This window comes from Caenimonas soli, assembly GCF_013155545.1.
Classification (GTDB): domain Bacteria; phylum Pseudomonadota; class Gammaproteobacteria; order Burkholderiales; family Burkholderiaceae_C; genus Ramlibacter; species Ramlibacter soli.
This window is the reverse complement of record NZ_JABJVV010000005.1, coordinates 134,306-148,814: the sequence shown is the minus strand read 5'-3', so window position 1 is coordinate 148,814 and position 14,509 is coordinate 134,306. Positions and strand designations below refer to the sequence as shown.

20 protein-coding genes are annotated in these 14,509 nt (G+C 65.5%); 18 read left to right on the top strand and 2 right to left on the bottom strand.

The annotated features are described in order from the left end of the window. Positions 1-3 precede the first annotated feature (3 nt). The 15 genes from murA (at position 4) to tatC (ending at position 10,274) form a co-directional block, all read left to right on the top strand. Positions 4-1,269, top strand: a complete 1,266-nt coding sequence (gene murA, locus HNE04_RS09420; RefSeq protein ID WP_172218281.1) for a UDP-N-acetylglucosamine 1-carboxyvinyltransferase — start codon at positions 4-6, stop codon at positions 1,267-1,269. Beyond that, positions 1,266-1,922 (top strand): ATP phosphoribosyltransferase, encoded by a 657-nt coding sequence (hisG, locus tag HNE04_RS09415; RefSeq protein WP_172218280.1) that lies wholly within the window; start codon positions 1,266-1,268, stop codon positions 1,920-1,922. Before murA ends, hisG begins: the two co-directional genes overlap by 4 nt. 6 nt (positions 1,923-1,928) lie before the next feature. Next, positions 1,929-3,248 (top strand): histidinol dehydrogenase, encoded by a 1,320-nt coding sequence (gene hisD, locus HNE04_RS09410; RefSeq protein WP_172218279.1) that lies wholly within the window; start codon positions 1,929-1,931, stop codon positions 3,246-3,248. Further along, a complete protein-coding gene (gene hisC, locus HNE04_RS09405) occupies positions 3,245-4,315 on the top strand; it encodes a histidinol-phosphate transaminase (RefSeq protein WP_172218278.1) in 1,071 nt (356 codons plus the stop codon). The genes hisD and hisC overlap by 4 nt, the downstream gene beginning before the upstream one ends. Further along, positions 4,312-4,905: an imidazoleglycerol-phosphate dehydratase HisB gene (hisB, locus tag HNE04_RS09400; protein WP_172218277.1), complete on the top strand. Its 594-nt coding sequence runs from the start codon at positions 4,312-4,314 to the stop codon at positions 4,903-4,905. The genes hisC and hisB overlap by 4 nt, the downstream gene beginning before the upstream one ends. Positions 4,906-4,924: 19 nt before the next feature. After that, positions 4,925-5,569 carry an imidazole glycerol phosphate synthase subunit HisH gene (gene hisH / locus HNE04_RS09395; protein ID WP_172218276.1) on the top strand — a complete coding sequence of 215 codons (645 nt, stop codon included), beginning with the start codon at positions 4,925-4,927 and terminating at the stop codon, positions 5,567-5,569. Between the two features lie 27 nt (positions 5,570-5,596). After that, positions 5,597-6,337, top strand: coding sequence for a 1-(5-phosphoribosyl)-5-[(5-phosphoribosylamino)methylideneamino]imidazole-4-carboxamide isomerase (gene hisA / locus HNE04_RS09390; protein ID WP_172218275.1), 741 nt, complete (start codon positions 5,597-5,599; stop codon positions 6,335-6,337). Positions 6,338-6,348: 11 nt separating this feature from the next. Then, the gene (hisF, locus tag HNE04_RS09385) at positions 6,349-7,128 is read left to right on the top strand and encodes an imidazole glycerol phosphate synthase subunit HisF (RefSeq protein ID WP_172218274.1); all 780 of its coding nucleotides are present in this window, start codon (positions 6,349-6,351) and stop codon (positions 7,126-7,128) included. Positions 7,129-7,151: 23 nt separating this feature from the next. Beyond that, positions 7,152-7,550: a phosphoribosyl-AMP cyclohydrolase gene (gene hisI / locus HNE04_RS09380; protein ID WP_172218472.1), complete on the top strand. Its 399-nt coding sequence runs from the start codon at positions 7,152-7,154 to the stop codon at positions 7,548-7,550. 4 nt (positions 7,551-7,554) lie between these two features. After that, positions 7,555-7,944, top strand: coding sequence for a phosphoribosyl-ATP diphosphatase (locus HNE04_RS09375; RefSeq protein WP_172218273.1), 390 nt, complete (start codon positions 7,555-7,557; stop codon positions 7,942-7,944). Then, positions 7,944-8,300, top strand: a complete 357-nt coding sequence (locus HNE04_RS09370; RefSeq protein ID WP_172218272.1) for a DUF4870 family protein — start codon at positions 7,944-7,946, stop codon at positions 8,298-8,300. Before HNE04_RS09375 ends, HNE04_RS09370 begins: the two co-directional genes overlap by 1 nt. A 19-nt stretch (positions 8,301-8,319) precedes the next feature. Then, positions 8,320-8,685, top strand: coding sequence for a histidine triad nucleotide-binding protein (locus HNE04_RS09365; RefSeq protein ID WP_172218271.1), 366 nt, complete (start codon positions 8,320-8,322; stop codon positions 8,683-8,685). Positions 8,686-8,753: 68 nt separating this feature from the next. Continuing rightward, a complete protein-coding gene (tatA, locus tag HNE04_RS09360) occupies positions 8,754-8,996 on the top strand; it encodes a Sec-independent protein translocase subunit TatA (protein WP_172218270.1) in 243 nt (80 codons plus the stop codon). 16 nt (positions 8,997-9,012) lie between these two features. Next, entirely contained in the window at positions 9,013-9,480 is a 468-nt protein-coding gene (tatB, locus tag HNE04_RS09355) for a Sec-independent protein translocase protein TatB (protein WP_172218269.1), read from the top strand. Then, a complete protein-coding gene (gene tatC / locus HNE04_RS09350) occupies positions 9,480-10,274 on the top strand; it encodes a twin-arginine translocase subunit TatC (RefSeq protein WP_172218268.1) in 795 nt (264 codons plus the stop codon). Before tatB ends, tatC begins: the two co-directional genes overlap by 1 nt. 4 nt (positions 10,275-10,278) lie before the next feature. On the opposite strand, the gene HNE04_RS09345 is transcribed toward tatC, so the two are convergent. Beyond that, positions 10,279-11,433 carry a trypsin-like peptidase domain-containing protein gene (locus HNE04_RS09345; RefSeq protein ID WP_172218267.1) on the bottom strand — a complete coding sequence of 385 codons (1,155 nt, stop codon included), beginning with the start codon at positions 11,431-11,433 and terminating at the stop codon, positions 10,279-10,281. Positions 11,434-11,559: 126 nt separating this feature from the next. Here HNE04_RS09345 and HNE04_RS09340 point away from each other — a divergent pair, with 126 nt between their 5' ends. After that, positions 11,560-12,318 carry a Nif3-like dinuclear metal center hexameric protein gene (locus tag HNE04_RS09340; protein WP_172218266.1) on the top strand — a complete coding sequence of 253 codons (759 nt, stop codon included), beginning with the start codon at positions 11,560-11,562 and terminating at the stop codon, positions 12,316-12,318. Beyond that, positions 12,315-13,343: a 4-hydroxythreonine-4-phosphate dehydrogenase PdxA gene (gene pdxA / locus HNE04_RS09335; RefSeq protein WP_172218265.1), complete on the top strand. Its 1,029-nt coding sequence runs from the start codon at positions 12,315-12,317 to the stop codon at positions 13,341-13,343. Before HNE04_RS09340 ends, pdxA begins: the two co-directional genes overlap by 4 nt. On the opposite strand, the gene mscL is transcribed toward pdxA, so the two are convergent. Beyond that, a complete protein-coding gene (mscL, locus tag HNE04_RS09330) occupies positions 13,340-13,768 on the bottom strand; it encodes a large conductance mechanosensitive channel protein MscL (RefSeq protein ID WP_172218264.1) in 429 nt (142 codons plus the stop codon). The two genes, pdxA and mscL, sit on opposite strands and share 4 nt — an antisense overlap. 138 nt (positions 13,769-13,906) lie before the next feature. On the opposite strand from mscL, the gene petA reads away from it, so the two are divergent. Continuing rightward, positions 13,907-14,503, top strand: a complete 597-nt coding sequence (gene petA / locus HNE04_RS09325) for a ubiquinol-cytochrome c reductase iron-sulfur subunit (protein WP_172218263.1) — start codon at positions 13,907-13,909, stop codon at positions 14,501-14,503. The last annotated feature ends 6 nt before the right edge of the window (positions 14,504-14,509 follow it).

Below are 14,509 nucleotides of genomic sequence, written 5' to 3'. Positions count from 1 at the left end.
CCAATGGACAAGCTCTTGATCCGCGGGGGCCGCCAGCTCCACGGCGAAGTCCGGATTTCCGGCGCCAAGAACGCCGCGCTGCCCGAACTGTGCGCCGCACTGTTGACCGACCAGCCGGTGGTACTGCAGAACGTGCCGCGCCTGCAGGACGTCGCGACCATGCTCACGCTGATCCGCAACATGGGCGTGACCATAGAGCGCGGCGAGAACGCCACGGTGACCATTGATTCGGCCAAACTGAGCTCGCCCGAGGCCCCCTACGAGCTGGTCAAGACCATGCGCGCCTCGGTCCTGGCGCTCGGGCCCTTGCTCGCCCGTTTCGGCGAGGCCACCGTGTCGCTGCCCGGCGGTTGTGCGATCGGCTCGCGGCCCGTGGACCAGCACATCAAGGGCTTGCAGGCCATGGGCGCCGAGATCGTGGTCGAACACGGCTACATGATCGCCAAGCTGCCCAAGGGATGGAAACGGCTCAGGGGCGCCAGCATCCGCACCGACATGGTCACCGTGACGGGCACCGAGAATTTCCTCATGGCCGCCTCGCTGGCCGAGGGGCAGACGGTGCTGGAGAACGCTGCGCAGGAGCCCGAGATCAGCGATCTGGCCGAGATGCTGATCAAGATGGGCGCGCGCATCCAGGGCCACGGCACGAGCCGCATCACCATCGACGGGGTCGAGAAGCTGGGCGGCTGCACCCACCAGGTGGTGGCCGACCGCATCGAGGCCGGCACCTTCCTGTGCGCGGTCGCGGCGACCGGCGGTGACGTCGTGCTGCGGCATGGCCGCGCCGACCACCTGGAGGCTGTGATCGACAAGCTGCGCGAGGCCGGCGCCACGGTCGCCGCCATCGAGGATGGCATCCATGTGCGCTCCCAGGGGCGCCTGAAGGCGCAGGGCTTTCGCACCACCGAATACCCGGGCTTTCCGACCGACATGCAGGCGCAGTTCATGGTCCTCAATGCGATAGGCGAGGGCTCGTCCAAGGTCACCGAAACCATCTTCGAGAACCGGTTCATGCACGTGAACGAACTGGTGCGCCTGGGCGCCCGGATCCAGGTGGATGGAAAGTTCGCGCTCATCGAGGGCGTCGAGAAGCTCTCGGGTGCCACGGTGATGGCAACCGACCTGCGCGCCTCGGCCAGCCTCGTCATCGCCGGCCTCGTGGCCGAAGGCGAGACATTGGTGGACCGCATCTACCACCTGGACCGCGGCTACGACCAGATGGAAGCCAAGTTGCGCGGAATAGGCGCGGACATAGAACGAATCAAATGATCACGTTAGCCCTGTCCAAGGGACGCATCTTCGACGAGACCCTGCCCCTGCTCAAGGCGGCCGGCATCGAGGTGCTGGAAGACCCGGAAAAATCGCGCAAGCTGATCCTGGCCACCAGCCAGCCCGATGTGCGTGTCGTGATCGTGCGCGCCAGCGACGTGCCGACCTACGTGCAATATGGCGGCGCCGACCTCGGCGTCACCGGGCTGGACACCCTCATCGAGCACAGTGCCGACTGGGGCCGCGGCGCGGGCCTGTATCAGCCGTTGGACCTGCAGATCGCCAAGTGCCGCGTCAGCGTGGCGGTTCGTGCCGACTTCGACTACGCCAGCGCCGTCAAGCAGGGCTCGCGCCTGACGGTCGCCACTAAATACGTGAACATCGCGCGCGAATTCTTCGCCGCCAAGGGCGTGCACGTGGACCTGATCAAGCTGTACGGCAGCATGGAACTGGCTCCGCTCACGGGCCTCGCCGATGCGATCGTCGACCTGGTGTCCACCGGCGGCACCCTCAAGGCCAACCACCTGATCGAGGTCGAGCGCATCATGGACATCAGCTCGCGCCTGGTCGTCAACCAGGCTGCGCTCAAGCTCAAACAGGAAGCGATCCGCCGCGTCATCGATGCGTTCGCGGGCGCCATCGGAAAGAACTGAGCGGCCGTGGACTGGACTGCCAAGCCCGCCCGCCTATCCACGTCAGACGCTGGATTCGAGGCTGCATTCCGCAAGCGGCTGCACTGGTCGGCTGAAACGGATGCGCAGGTCGAACAGCGCGTCGCCGAAATCCTCGCGGACGTGCAGCAGCGCGGCGACGCGGCGGTTCTCGATTACACCAACCGCTTCGATGCGCTGGCAGCCGCCTCGCTCGCGCAGCTTGAACTGACCCAGGCCGAGCTGAAGGCGGCGTTCGACGGCTTGCCCGCTGCGCAGCGCGACGCGTTGCAGGCGGCAGCGGCCCGCGTGCGCAGCTACCACGAGGCCCAGAAGAAGGCCAGCGGCGAGAGCTGGAGCTACCGTGACGCCGACGGCAGCTTGCTGGGACAGAAGGTGACGCCTCTGGACCGCGTGGGCATCTATGTGCCGGGCGGCAAGGCGGCCTATCCCTCGTCGGTGCTGATGAATGCGGTCCCGGCTCAGGTGGCCGGCGTCGGCGAGATCATCATGGTGGTGCCGACGCCGCGCGGCGAAAAAAACGCCCTGGTGCTGGCGGCGGCGCATGTGGCGGGCGTGAGCCGCCTGTTCACCATCGGCGGGGCGCAGGCGATAGCCGCGCTGGCCTACGGCACCCAGACGGTGCCACGCGTCGACAAGATCACCGGCCCGGGCAATGCCTATGTGGCGAGCGCCAAGCGCCGGGTGTTCGGCATCGTCGGCATCGACATGATCGCCGGCCCCAGCGAGATCCTGGTGCTGGCCGACGGCAGCACGCCGCCGGACTGGGTGGCCATGGACCTGTTCTCCCAAGCCGAGCACGATGAACTGGCCCAGAGCATCCTGCTGTGCCCGGACGCCGCGTACATCGACAAGGTGCAGGCCGAGATCGACAAACTGCTGGCCGGGATGCCGCGCGCCGAGATCATCTCCAAGTCGCTCAATGGCCGTGGCGCGCTGATCCAGACCCTCAGCATGGAAGAGGCGTGCGAGATCAGCAACCGCATCGCGCCGGAGCACCTGGAAATCGCCAGCCGCGACCCGCACAAGTGGGAGCCGCTGCTCAAGCACGCCGGCGCCATCTTCCTGGGCGCCTTCACCAGCGAATCGCTGGGCGACTATTGCGCCGGCCCCAACCATGTGCTGCCCACCAGCAGCACCGCACGCTTCTCCAGCCCCCTGGGCGTGTACGACTTCCAGAAGCGCAGCAGCCTGATCGAGGTCAGCGAGGCCGGCGCCAACAAGCTCGGCGCGATTGCCGCCGAACTGGCCTACGGCGAGGGGTTGCAGGCCCATGCCCGGGCGGCCGAAATGAGGATGAAGCGATGAGTGCGCGCGACCTGAAAAAACTGATACGCCAGGACGTGCAGTCCATGCATGGCTATGCCATCCAGCCTTCGGCGGGCATGATCAAGCTCGATGCCATGGAGAACCCGCACCGGCTGTCGCCGCAGCTGCAGGCCGAACTGGGCCAGCGGCTGGGCGCCCTGGCGCTGAATCGCTACCCCGGCGAACGGGTGAACGAACTGCGCCGCGCCCTGGCCGCATACGCAAGGATGCCCGAGGGCTTCGACATCATGCTGGGCAACGGCTCGGACGAGCTGATTTCGCTCATCGCCATGGCCTGCGACGTGCCCGGCGCGTCCATCCTTGCGCCGCTACCGGGCTTCGTGATGTACGAAATGAGTGCCCGGCTCCAGGGATTGAAATTCATCGGCGTGCCGCTGACGCCCGACTTCGAACTGGACGAGGCCGCGATGCTCGCCGCGGTCGCCGAGCACCGCCCATCGATCATCTACATCGCCTATCCCAACAACCCGACCGCCAACCTCTGGGACGACCGGGTTATCGACGCCATCATCGAAGCGGCGCCGGGGCTGGTGGTGATGGACGAGGCCTACCAGCCCTTTGCCAGCCGCAGCTACATCGACCGCGTCGCGCGCCACGGCAACGTGCTGCTGATGCGCACCCTGAGCAAGTTCGGCCTGGCCGGAGCCCGCATCGGCTACATGATCGGCCCGAAGGCCCTGATCGCGGAGATCGACAAGGTCCGGCCGCCCTACAACATCAGCGTGCTCAACTGCGAAACCGCGTTGTTCGCGCTGGAACACGAAACCGTGTTCGCGGCCCAGGCGAAAAACCTGCGCGAAGAGCGGGCGCGCATCCAGGCGGCGCTGGCCGGCCTGCCGGGCGTGAAAAGCTGGCCCAGCGACGCCAACATGATCCTAGTGCGCGTTCCGGACGCGCAAAACACCTTCGACGGCATGAAATCCCGTGGCGTGCTGGTCAAGAACGTTTCTAAAATGCATCTATTGCTGGCCAACTGCCTGCGCCTGACCGTCGGAACGGCCGACGAGAACGCGCAGATGCTGGCGGCCCTGCAAGCCTCCCTATGACCGACCGCACCGCCGAAATCACCCGCAACACCGCGGAAACCAAAATCACCGTCCGGGTCAACCTGGATGGCACAGGCCAGGCGAAGCTCGCCACCGGCATAGGCTTCTTCGACCATATGCTGGACCAGATCGCCCGGCATGGCCTGATCGACCTGGACATCCAGGCCCAGGGCGACCTGCACATCGACGGCCACCACACCGTGGAGGACGTCGGTATCACGCTGGGCCAGGCGGTCTACAAGGCCGTGGGCGACAAGAAGGGCATCCGTCGCTATGGCCATGCCTATGTGCCGCTGGACGAAGCGCTTTCGCGGGTGGTGATCGATTTTTCGGGACGCCCGGGCCTCGTCATGAACGTGCCGTTCAAGAGCGGCATGATCGGCACTTTCGACAGCCAGCTGGCGCACGAGTTCTTCCAGGGCTTCGCCAATCACGCTTTCGTCACGATGCACATAGACAATCTGCGCGGCGAGAACGCCCACCATCAATGCGAGACCGTGTTCAAGGCCTTCGCCCGCGCCCTGCGCTTCGCGCTGGAGCTCGATCCGCGCAGTGCCGGCACCATTCCCTCTACCAAGGGTTCGCTCTGATCGTTCTTCGCGGATCGCTATGAAAACTGTAGCAGTCGTCGATTACGGCATGGGCAACCTGCGCTCGGTGGCCCAGGCCGTCATGCACGTGGCCCGGGGCAGCGGTTTCGACGTGGTGGTGACGGCGCGCCCCGAAGACGTGCGCGCGGCCGAACGGATCGTGTTGCCCGGCCAGGGCGCCATGCCCGATTGCATGCGCGAACTGCGCGACTCGGGCCTTCAGCAATCCGTGCTGGAGGCGGCCGCGGCCAAGCCCCTGTTCGGCGTCTGCGTGGGCATGCAGATGCTGCTCGATCGCAGCCACGAAGGCCCCACCGACGGCTTGGGCCTGATCGCGGGCGAGGTGCTCAAATTCGAGCTCGCGGGCCGCCTGCAGCCCGATGGCAGCCGCTTCAAGGTACCGCAAATGGGCTGGAACCAGGTTTTGCAGACCGGGCCGCACCCCATGTGGCAGGGCGTTCCCGACGCAAGTTACTTCTATTTCGTACATAGCTACTACGCCAGGCCGTCGGATGCGCGCCACAGCGTAGGGGAGACAGACTACGGCACGCGCTTTACCTCAGCGATTGCACGCGATAATATTTTCGCGACCCAATTCCATCCCGAAAAAAGCGCAGACCAAGGCCTCGCCCTCTACCGAAACTTCCTGCAATGGAACCCTTGACACCGGGTTGCTGCGCCATCCCCCGTTATGCTTCTTATCCCCGCGATTGACATCAAAGACGGCCACTGCGTGCGCCTCAAGCAAGGCGACATGGGCCAGGCCACGACCTTCGGCGAGGATCCGGCAGCGATGGCCAAGGCCTGGCTGGACAAGGGCGCGCGCCGCCTGCACCTGGTCGACCTGAACGGCGCCTTCGCCGGCAAGCCGCAGAACCTGGTGGCCATCAAGTCCATCCTGAAGGCGGTGGGCGACGACATCCCCGTGCAACTGGGCGGCGGCATCCGCGACCTGGACACGATAGAGAAGTACATCGACGGCGGGTTGCGTTACGTCATCATCGGCACGGCGGCCGTCAAGAATCCCGGATTCCTGAAGGACGCCTGCACCGCCTTCGGCGGACACATCATCGTGGGCCTGGATGCCAAGGACGGCAAGGTGGCGACCGACGGCTGGAGCAAGCTCACCGGCCACGAAGTGGTGGACCTGGCGCGCAAGTTCGAGGACTGGGGCGTCGAATCCATCATCTACACCGACATCGGGCGCGACGGCATGCTCACCGGCATCAACATCGATGCCACGGTGAAGCTGGCACAGTCTCTGCACATCCCGGTCATCGCCTCGGGTGGCTTGTCCAACATGGCGGACATCGAAAAGCTGTGCGCCGTGGAAGACGAAGGCATCGAGGGCGTGATCTGCGGGCGCGCCATCTATTCCGGCGACCTTGACTTCGTCAAGGCCCAGGCCAAGGCCGACGAACTCGGCTCTTGAAGGGGCCTACCGTGCTAGCCAAGCGAATCATTCCCTGCCTCGACGTGACCGGTGGCCGCGTCGTCAAGGGCGTGAACTTCCTGGAGCTGCGCGACGCGGGCGACCCGGTGGAAATCGCCGCGCGCTATAACGAGCAGGGCGCCGACGAACTCACCTTCCTGGACATCACCGCCACCAGCGACGGCCGTGACCTGATCCTGCCCATCATCGAGGCAGTGGCGTCGCAGGTGTTCATTCCCTTGACCGTCGGGGGCGGGGTGCGTACGGTCGAAGACGTGCGCAGGCTGCTCAACGCGGGGGCCGACAAGACCAGCTTCAACTCGGCCGCCATCGCCAATCCCGAAGTGATTTCCGCCGCGTCGGACAAGTACGGCGCCCAATGCATCGTGGTGGCCATCGATGCCAAGCGCCGCAGTGCGGAAGACGCGCAGGCGCGCGGCCCGGGGTGGGATGTGTACAGCCATGGCGGGCGCCGCAACACCGGCATGGACGCCGTGCAATGGGCTATGGAAATGACGCAGCGCGGCGCCGGCGAGATCCTGCTCACCAGCATGGACCGCGACGGCACCAAGGCAGGCTTCGATCTCGAGCTCACCCGCGCCGTCAGCGACGCCGTCAGCGTGCCCGTGATCGCTTCCGGCGGGGTTGGCAATCTGGACCACCTCGCCGACGGGATCCAGCAAGGCGGCGCCGACGCGGTGCTAGCCGCCAGCATCTTCCACTACGGGGAATACACGGTGGCCCAGGCCAAGGCTCGCATGGCTGAGCGCGGGATTGCCGTGCGCCTGTGAATCGGCCGGTGCCATCCGGCACAATAAGGGCCATGGATTGGCTCAATCAGGTCAAGTGGGACGCGCAGGGCCTCATCCCGGTCATCGCGCAAGAGGTCGGCAGCAACGACGTGCTCATGTTCGCGTGGATGAACCGCGAGGCATTGCAGAAGACCGCCGAACTCGGCCGCGCCGTGTACTACAGCCGCTCGCGCGGCAAGCTGTGGTTCAAAGGCGAGGAGTCCGGCCACGTTCAGACCGTCCACGAGATCCGGATGGATTGCGACAACGACGTGCTGCTCTTGAAGGTGACGCAGCTGGGGCACGATCCGTCGATCGCCTGCCACACCGGCCGGCACAGCTGTTTCTTCCACCTTTACAAGGATGGGGCGTGGCAGGCGGTCGAGCCTGTCTTGAAAGATCCGCAATCCATCTACAAATGACGCCATGAATCCTGCCTCTCCTTCCAGCGACGCGCTCGCGCGCCTGGCCGCGATCATCGAAAGCCGCAGGCCCGGCCAGGGCGGCGACCCCGGCACCAGCTACGTGGCGAGGCTGCTGCACAAGGGCCCGGACGCCTTCCTCAAGAAAATAGGCGAGGAGGCGACCGAGGTGGTGATGGCCGCCAAGGATGCGGACCGCGCCGCAAGCCCGGAAGCCAGCCGCAAGCTGGTGGGCGAGGTCGCCGACTTGTGGTTTCACACCATGATCGCGCTGGCCCACTATGGGCTGAAACCGGCCGACGTCATCGCTGAGCTCGAGCGCCGCGAGGGCACCAGCGGCATCGAAGAGAAGGCCTTGCGCAAGGCGCAGGGACGCGAAGCAGGGGGATATTGATGGCCGAGACCGATTTCGCACAATTCGACACCAAGACGCCGACAGACCGCACGGTGATGCATGTGCTGTACGGCCTGCACACGGTGGCCTGGGCCAGCATGGGAACGCTGGCCGTCATTGCGCTGATCGTCAATTACATCAAGCGCGCGGACGAAAACGACGCCGTCTACGTCAGCCATCACAATTACATGATCGCGACCTTCTGGTGGACCGTGCTGTGGCTGGTCGTGACTTCGCCGCTGTACCTGCTGTTCATCCTGCCGGGCGCGATTGCCCACACCATCGTCCTGCTGTGGTACTTGTACCGCTGCATCCGCGGCTGGCTGCGCTTCACCGACGGCCGCACGCCTTTCTGATCTACTCATCCATGACGCCATGAGCCCAGCCGCCGATCCCAGCTGCCTTTTCTGCAAGATCATCGAGGGGAAGATTCCCTCGAGCAAGGTCTACGAAGACGACGACATGCTCGTGTTCCACGACATCCATCCCTGGGCCCCCGTGCATTTCCTCATGGTGCCCAAGGTCCATCTGGCATCGATGGCCCAGGTCGGCCCCGAGCACGAGGCGTTGCTGGGCCGCATGATGAGCCTGGCGCCCAAGCTGGCGCTGCAGGAAGGGTGCCGGCCGTATCCGGAAGGGGGCTTTCGCGTCGTGATCAACACCGGCCAGGAGGGCGGGCAGGAAGTGCAGCATCTGCACGTCCACGTCATCGGCGGGCCCAGGCCCTGGCTTAAAGGCTGAGCAGGCCCTGGCAGGCCCTGAACTTCGCCTGCCGACTAGAATCGACCTCATTCGTACAGGAGTAATCCATGGGTTCATTTTCCATTTGGCATTGGCTGATCGTCCTACTGATCATCGTTCTGGTATTTGGCACCAAGAAGCTCAAGAACATCGGCTCCGACCTCGGTGGCGCCGTCAAGGGCTTCAAGGACGGCATCAAGGATGGCGCGGCGCCCGAGACACCGGTTCCCCCCAGCCAGGTGAGCACCACCGCGCAGCCGGGCCCGACCGACAAGACCACGATCGACGTGGAAGCCAAGAACAAGAGCTGAACTTGGCGACAAGCCTGTGATTGATCTCGGCATAGAAAAGATGCTGGTGATCGGCGCTGTGGCGCTGATCGTCATCGGGCCCGAAAAGCTCCCGAGGGTGGCGCGCACCGTGGGCACGCTGCTGGGCAAGGCCCAGCGCTACGTGGCCGACGTCAAAGCCGAGGTCAGCCGTTCCATGGAGCTGGAAGAGCTCAAGAAGATGAAGGAGACGGTGGAGACCGCGGCGCGCGACGTCGAAAGCTCCATCCATGGCGGGGTCAGCGAGATCGAGAGGCAGCTGCAGGATGCCACCAGCACCAGCGCCCACATGGCGCTCGGCGAGCCGGTTTCCGTTTCCTATCCCGAATACCGCCACCCCAAGAAGAAGTGGCGCATCAAGCAGGGCACCACGCCCAACTGGTACAAGGCGCGCAACGGCATCCGCACCAAGGCGCTTTCGGGCGCCGCGCGGGTGGCCAGATACCGCCCGCATAAATTCAACTGATGTCCGATCTGAACAAAGAAGACGAGCTCGCCGGTACCGAGCAGCCTTTCGTCGCCCACCTCGTGGAGCTGCGAGACCGGCTGATCAAGGCCATGATCGCCGTGGGCGTCGTGGCGGCCGCGCTGTTCCTCTACCCGGGTCCGGGGGCGCTCTACGACATCCTGGCGGCGCCGCTGGTCGCCCATCTGCCCAAGGGCGCGACCCTGATCGCCACCTCGGTGATTTCGCCTTTCCTGGTGCCGCTGAAGATCCTGCTGATGTCGGCGTTCCTGATCGCGTTGCCGGTCGTGCTCTACCAGGTCTGGGCCTTCGTGGCGCCGGGCCTTTATTCGCACGAGAAAAAGCTGATGTTGCCGCTGGTCATCTCCAGCACCCTGCTGTTTTTCCTGGGCGTCGGCTTTTGCTACTACTTCGTGTTCGGCCAGGTGTTCTCGTTCATCCAGAGCTTCGCGCCCAAGAGCATCACGGCGGCGCCTGACATCGAGGCGTATCTGAGCTTCGTGCTGACCATGTTCATCGCCTTCGGACTGGCGTTCGAAGTGCCCATCGTGGTGATCGTGCTGGCTCGCCTGGGCATCGTCAGCATCGAGAAGCTCAAGCAGTTTCGCAGTTACTTCATCGTGCTGGCCTTCATCATCGCCGCGGTGATCACGCCGCCCGACGTGGTGTCGCAGCTGGCGCTGGCGGTGCCGATGGTGCTGCTCTATGAAGTCGGCATCTGGGCAGCCCAGCTGTTCATCAAGCACACCAAGGCGCCCGAGGAGGGCACGGCCCCCGCCGACCAGTCCCGCTAGGCCGCTAGCGTTGCTGCGGCATCCTGGGCGGCTTGGGCCGCAAGCCCGGTGTGACGTTCAGTTCCAGGGCCTCTTCGCGGCGCAGCACGCGGAATTTCGCCGCGGCCCCGGGCTTCAGCGCGGCGACGCTCGAAAGCAGCTCGGAGACATTGGCAATCTGCTTGCCCGCCACCTCCACGATCACATCCCCCGGCCGGATGCCGGACTGGGCCGCCGGCCCGTTCTGCAGTACGCCGGTGATCAGCACCCCGCGCTTGGCCCTGACGCCGAACGTCTCCATGAGTTCCGGCGAAAGGTCGGCCGGCTCGACGCCGATCCAGCCGCGCCGCACCACGCCGTCTTTCACGATGCCCTCGAGCACCAGTTTGGCCGTGGACACGGGAATCGCGAAGCCGATGCCCATGTTGCCGCCCGAGCGGGAATAGATGGCCGTGTTGATTCCCATCAGGTGCCCGTTCACGTCGACCAGTGCGCCGCCCGAGTTGCCCGGGTTGATGGCGGCGTCGGTCTGGATGAAGTTCTCGAACGTGTTGATGCCCAGCTGGTTGCGCCCCAGCGCGCTGACGATGCCGCTGGTGACGGTCTGGCCCACGCCGAAAGGATTGCCGATCGCCAGGACCTGGTCGCCCACCTGCAGTGCGTCGGAGTTGCCCAGGGTGATGACCGGAAGGCGGTCCAGCGATATCTTGAGGATGGCGAGGTCGGTATCGGGATCGGTGCCTATCACTTTCCCGCGCACTTTGCGGCTGTCGTTGAGGACGACTTCGATCTCGTCGGCGCCTTCGACCACGTGATTGTTGGTGAGGATGTAGCCGTCGCTCGTGATGATGACACCGCTGCCCAGGCCGGACTGCGGCTGCGAGCCGGGGTCGCCGAAGAAAAACCGGAACCAGGGATCGTTGGCCTGCGGATGGCGTTCGGGCGCCTTGCTGGTGTTGATGCTCACCACTGCTGCGGACGCCCTCAGTGCCGCCTGCCGGAAGCTGCCCGGGGGCGGCGGGCCCGATACCGTCGCGGCAGGTGCTTCCACCAGCGCGACGCCATGGCTGACAGCCGCGCCTGTTCGACCGAGCCACTCGGGCTTCAGTGTGCCCACCACGAAGTAGGCCGCCAGCAACACGGTGACGGCTTGAGCAAAAACCAGCCAATAGCGGCGCATGATGTCCCGGGCGCACCCAAAAGTTGAATTCGCAAGTGTAGACCGCGCGGCTCGGCCATGGGCCGCGCGGCGGGCGGAAAATGAGCCCGGTTCGCCGACAATGGCAAATTTCGGAAATCACTCAGCATGGCCAGCGCACAGCAACTCCTGCAGGCATTCGATGGCCTGCTGCAGCCCGACCGGTTCAAGGACTATGGGCCCAATGGCCTGCAGGTCGAGGGCAAGGCCGAGGTGCGCCGGCTGGTGTCCGGTGTCACTGCCAGCCGCGCGCTGATCGAGGCGGCCGTCCTAGCCCGGGCCGATGCCATCTTCGTGCACCATGGCCTGTTCTGGCGCGGCCACGATGGACGGATCACCGGCTGGATGAAGCAGCGGCTGGCGCTGCTCCTTGAGCACGACATCAACCTGTTCGCCTACCACCTGCCGCTGGATGCCCACCCCGAGCTGGGCAATAACGCCCAGCTCGGGCTCAAGTTGGGGCTGCGGGCGAGTGCGCGTTTCGGTGAGCAGGACCTGGGCTTCCTGGGCGGCCTGGCCGATGGCGGCAGCTACCGGAATGTGCATGAGCTGGCCTCCCATGTGGAGAAGGTGCTGGGCCGGCACGTGACAGTGGTGGAAGGCGGACAGCGGGAGATCAGCAAGATCGGCTGGTGCACCGGCGGCGCGCAAGGCTATTTCGAGTCAGCCATCGCAGCGGGCGCCGATGCCTTCATCACGGGTGAGATTTCGGAACCGCAGGCCCACTATGCCCGCGAGAGCGGGGTTTCGTTCCTGGCCTGCGGCCACCATGCGAGCGAGCGTTATGGCGCCCCGGCCGTGGCTGCGCATGTTGCGCAGCAGCTGGGCGTGGAGCATCAGTTCATCGAGATCGACAATCCGGCATGAGATCAATTGCGATCACCATGGGCGATGCGGCTGGGATCGGGCCGGAGATCATCGCCAAGGCCTTCAGGGACGCGCCGGACGCAACCAGGGGATGCTTCGCGGTCGGCGACGTGCCGACGCTGCGGCGCGCTGCGCAGGCGATCCGCGCGCATGAAGCCGAGCTTCCAGTGGCGCTGATCGAATCGCCGGCCCAGGCGCTCGCGGCGCCGCCGCGTTGCCTGCCGGTGCTGCAGTTGGCCGCGCCGTCCCAGCCGGTGGCGTGGGGCCAGGTCAGCGCCGCGGCCGGCAAGGCTGCGGCCGACTGTGTCGTCTGGGCCGCCCGCGCCGCCTTGCGCGGCGACATCGCCGCGCTCGTCACCGCGCCCTTGCACAAGGAGGCGCTGGCGGCGGCGGGCGTGCCGTTTCCGGGCCACACCGAGCTGTTGCAGGCCGAGGCTGCCGCATGGCTTGGCAAGAGCGTGGCCGACGTGCCGGTGCGCATGATGCTGGCCAACGACGAGCTTCGCACGGTGCTGGTCAGCATCCACGTGTCGCTGCGCGACGCCATCGCAGCGGTGAGTGCCCAAAACGTGTTGCAGACGCTGCGCATCACGCACGAGGCCGTCGGCCGGGCGCTGGGGCGTGCACCGCGCATCGGCGTAGCGGGCCTCAACCCCCATGCCGGCGAAGGCGGATTGTTCGGCCGCGAAGAGATCGAGTCGATCATTCCCGCCGTCCAGGCCGCCCGCAGCGAAGGCATTGTTGCAAGCGGCCCGTTCGCGCCGGACACGGTGTTCATGCGTGCCCGCGCGCGGGGCGGCCAGCCCGGTGAGTTCGACGTGGTGGTGGCGATGTACCACGACCAGGGACTGATCCCGGTGAAGTACCTCGGGGTGGAGAAGGGCGTGAACGTCACGCTGGGCCTGCCGCTGGTGCGCACCAGCCCGGATCACGGGACGGCCTTCGACATCGCAGGCACGGGCCAGGCCGACCCCTCCAGCCTGCTCGAGGCGATCCGGGTCGCGCGGCAGCTGAGCGGAGGTTAGGGCCGGCGCAGGCTGTCGCGGATCTCGCGCAGCAGCACGACATCTTCCGGCGGAGCCGCGACGGGCGCGGGCGGCGGGCTCTCGCGCCGCAGCCGGTTGATCTGCTTGACCATCAGGAAAATGATGAAGGCGAGCAGCACGAAGTTCACGGCGACGGTGATGAAATTGCCGTAGGCCAGTACCGGCACACCGGCTTTCTTCAGCGCATCGAGCGTCATGGCCGTGCTCGGCGGTACCTGGCCCAGGACGACGAAGAGGTTGGAGAAATCCAGCTTGCCGAAGATCGCGCCCACCACCGGCATGATCACGTCTCCCACCAGCGAATCGACGATCTTGCCGAATGCCGCGCCGATGATCACGCCCACCGCGAGATCGACCACGTTGCCCTTGATCGCGAACTCCCTGAATTCCGCCAGCATCGCCATGGTTGTGCTCCAGTTTTTGACGGCGCCAGTATGCAGGCAAAGGCGCGCGCGTGGGGGCGGTGCGAGTGTTGAATTCGCCTGACACGGTCAGCTACAATCGCGGGTTGACCCTAATAAGCGACATCCTCGAGGACCCCCATGAGTGACACCCCAGTGGACGCCAGCAAACGCACATGGCTGATTGCGTCCGGTTGTGCAGGCGCGGTGGGCGGCGCGTTTACCGCCGTGCCCTTCGTCAGTAGCTTCCAGCCCTCCGAGAAGGCCAAGGCCGCCGGTGCCCCGGTGGAAGTGGATATTTCGGCCCTGAAGCCGGGCGAGAAACTCACGGTGGAATGGCGCGGCAAACCGGTGTGGATCATGAGGCGTACCCCGGAGCAGCTGGAGTCGCTCAAGAAAACCGAGGGCGAGTTGGCGGATCCCAACTCCGACCGCAAGACCTACCCCACGCCCGAATACGCGAAGAATCAGTACCGCTCCATCAAGCCCGAAGTCTGGGTCGGCGTGGGTATCTGCTCGCACCTGGGCTGCTCACCTTCCGACAAGCTCCAGCCGGGCCCGCAGCCCTCGCTGCCCGATGACTGGCTCGGTGGCTTCCTTTGCCCCTGCCACGGCTCGACGTTCGACGTGGCCGGCCGCGTGTTCAAGAACAAGCCGGCGCCGGACAACCTGGAAGTGCCCAAGCACATGTATCTCTCGGACAACCGATTGCTGATCGGTGAAGACAAAAAGGCTTGAGCACCA

Bases quoted from the DNA above. Each gene is read 5' to 3' on its own strand.
- HNE04_RS09370 (WP_172218272.1), top strand. From the start codon at position 7,944: ATGGCCGAGACCGATTTCGCACAATTCGACACCAAGACGCCGACAGAC.
- tatA (WP_172218270.1), top strand. From the start codon at position 8,754: ATGGGTTCATTTTCCATTTGGCATTGGCTGATCGTCCTACTGATCATC.
- hisC (WP_172218278.1), top strand. From the start codon at position 3,245: ATGAGTGCGCGCGACCTGAAAAAACTGATACGCCAGGACGTGCAGTCC.
- HNE04_RS09365 (WP_172218271.1), top strand. From the start codon at position 8,320: ATGAGCCCAGCCGCCGATCCCAGCTGCCTTTTCTGCAAGATCATCGAG.
- pdxA (WP_172218265.1), top strand. From the start codon at position 12,315: ATGAGATCAATTGCGATCACCATGGGCGATGCGGCTGGGATCGGGCCG.
- HNE04_RS09375 (WP_172218273.1), top strand. From the start codon at position 7,555: ATGAATCCTGCCTCTCCTTCCAGCGACGCGCTCGCGCGCCTGGCCGCG.
- hisG (WP_172218280.1), top strand. From the start codon at position 1,266: ATGATCACGTTAGCCCTGTCCAAGGGACGCATCTTCGACGAGACCCTG.
- HNE04_RS09340 (WP_172218266.1), top strand. From the start codon at position 11,560: ATGGCCAGCGCACAGCAACTCCTGCAGGCATTCGATGGCCTGCTGCAG.
- mscL (WP_172218264.1), bottom strand. From the start codon at position 13,768: ATGGCGATGCTGGCGGAATTCAGGGAGTTCGCGATCAAGGGCAACGTG.
- HNE04_RS09345 (WP_172218267.1), bottom strand. From the start codon at position 11,433: ATGCGCCGCTATTGGCTGGTTTTTGCTCAAGCCGTCACCGTGTTGCTG.
- hisH (WP_172218276.1), top strand. From the start codon at position 4,925: ATGAAAACTGTAGCAGTCGTCGATTACGGCATGGGCAACCTGCGCTCG.
- murA (WP_172218281.1), top strand. From the start codon at position 4: ATGGACAAGCTCTTGATCCGCGGGGGCCGCCAGCTCCACGGCGAAGTC.
- hisA (WP_172218275.1), top strand. From the start codon at position 5,597: ATGCTTCTTATCCCCGCGATTGACATCAAAGACGGCCACTGCGTGCGC.
- hisB (WP_172218277.1), top strand. From the start codon at position 4,312: ATGACCGACCGCACCGCCGAAATCACCCGCAACACCGCGGAAACCAAA.
- tatC (WP_172218268.1), top strand. From the start codon at position 9,480: ATGTCCGATCTGAACAAAGAAGACGAGCTCGCCGGTACCGAGCAGCCT.
- petA (WP_172218263.1), top strand. From the start codon at position 13,907: ATGAGTGACACCCCAGTGGACGCCAGCAAACGCACATGGCTGATTGCG.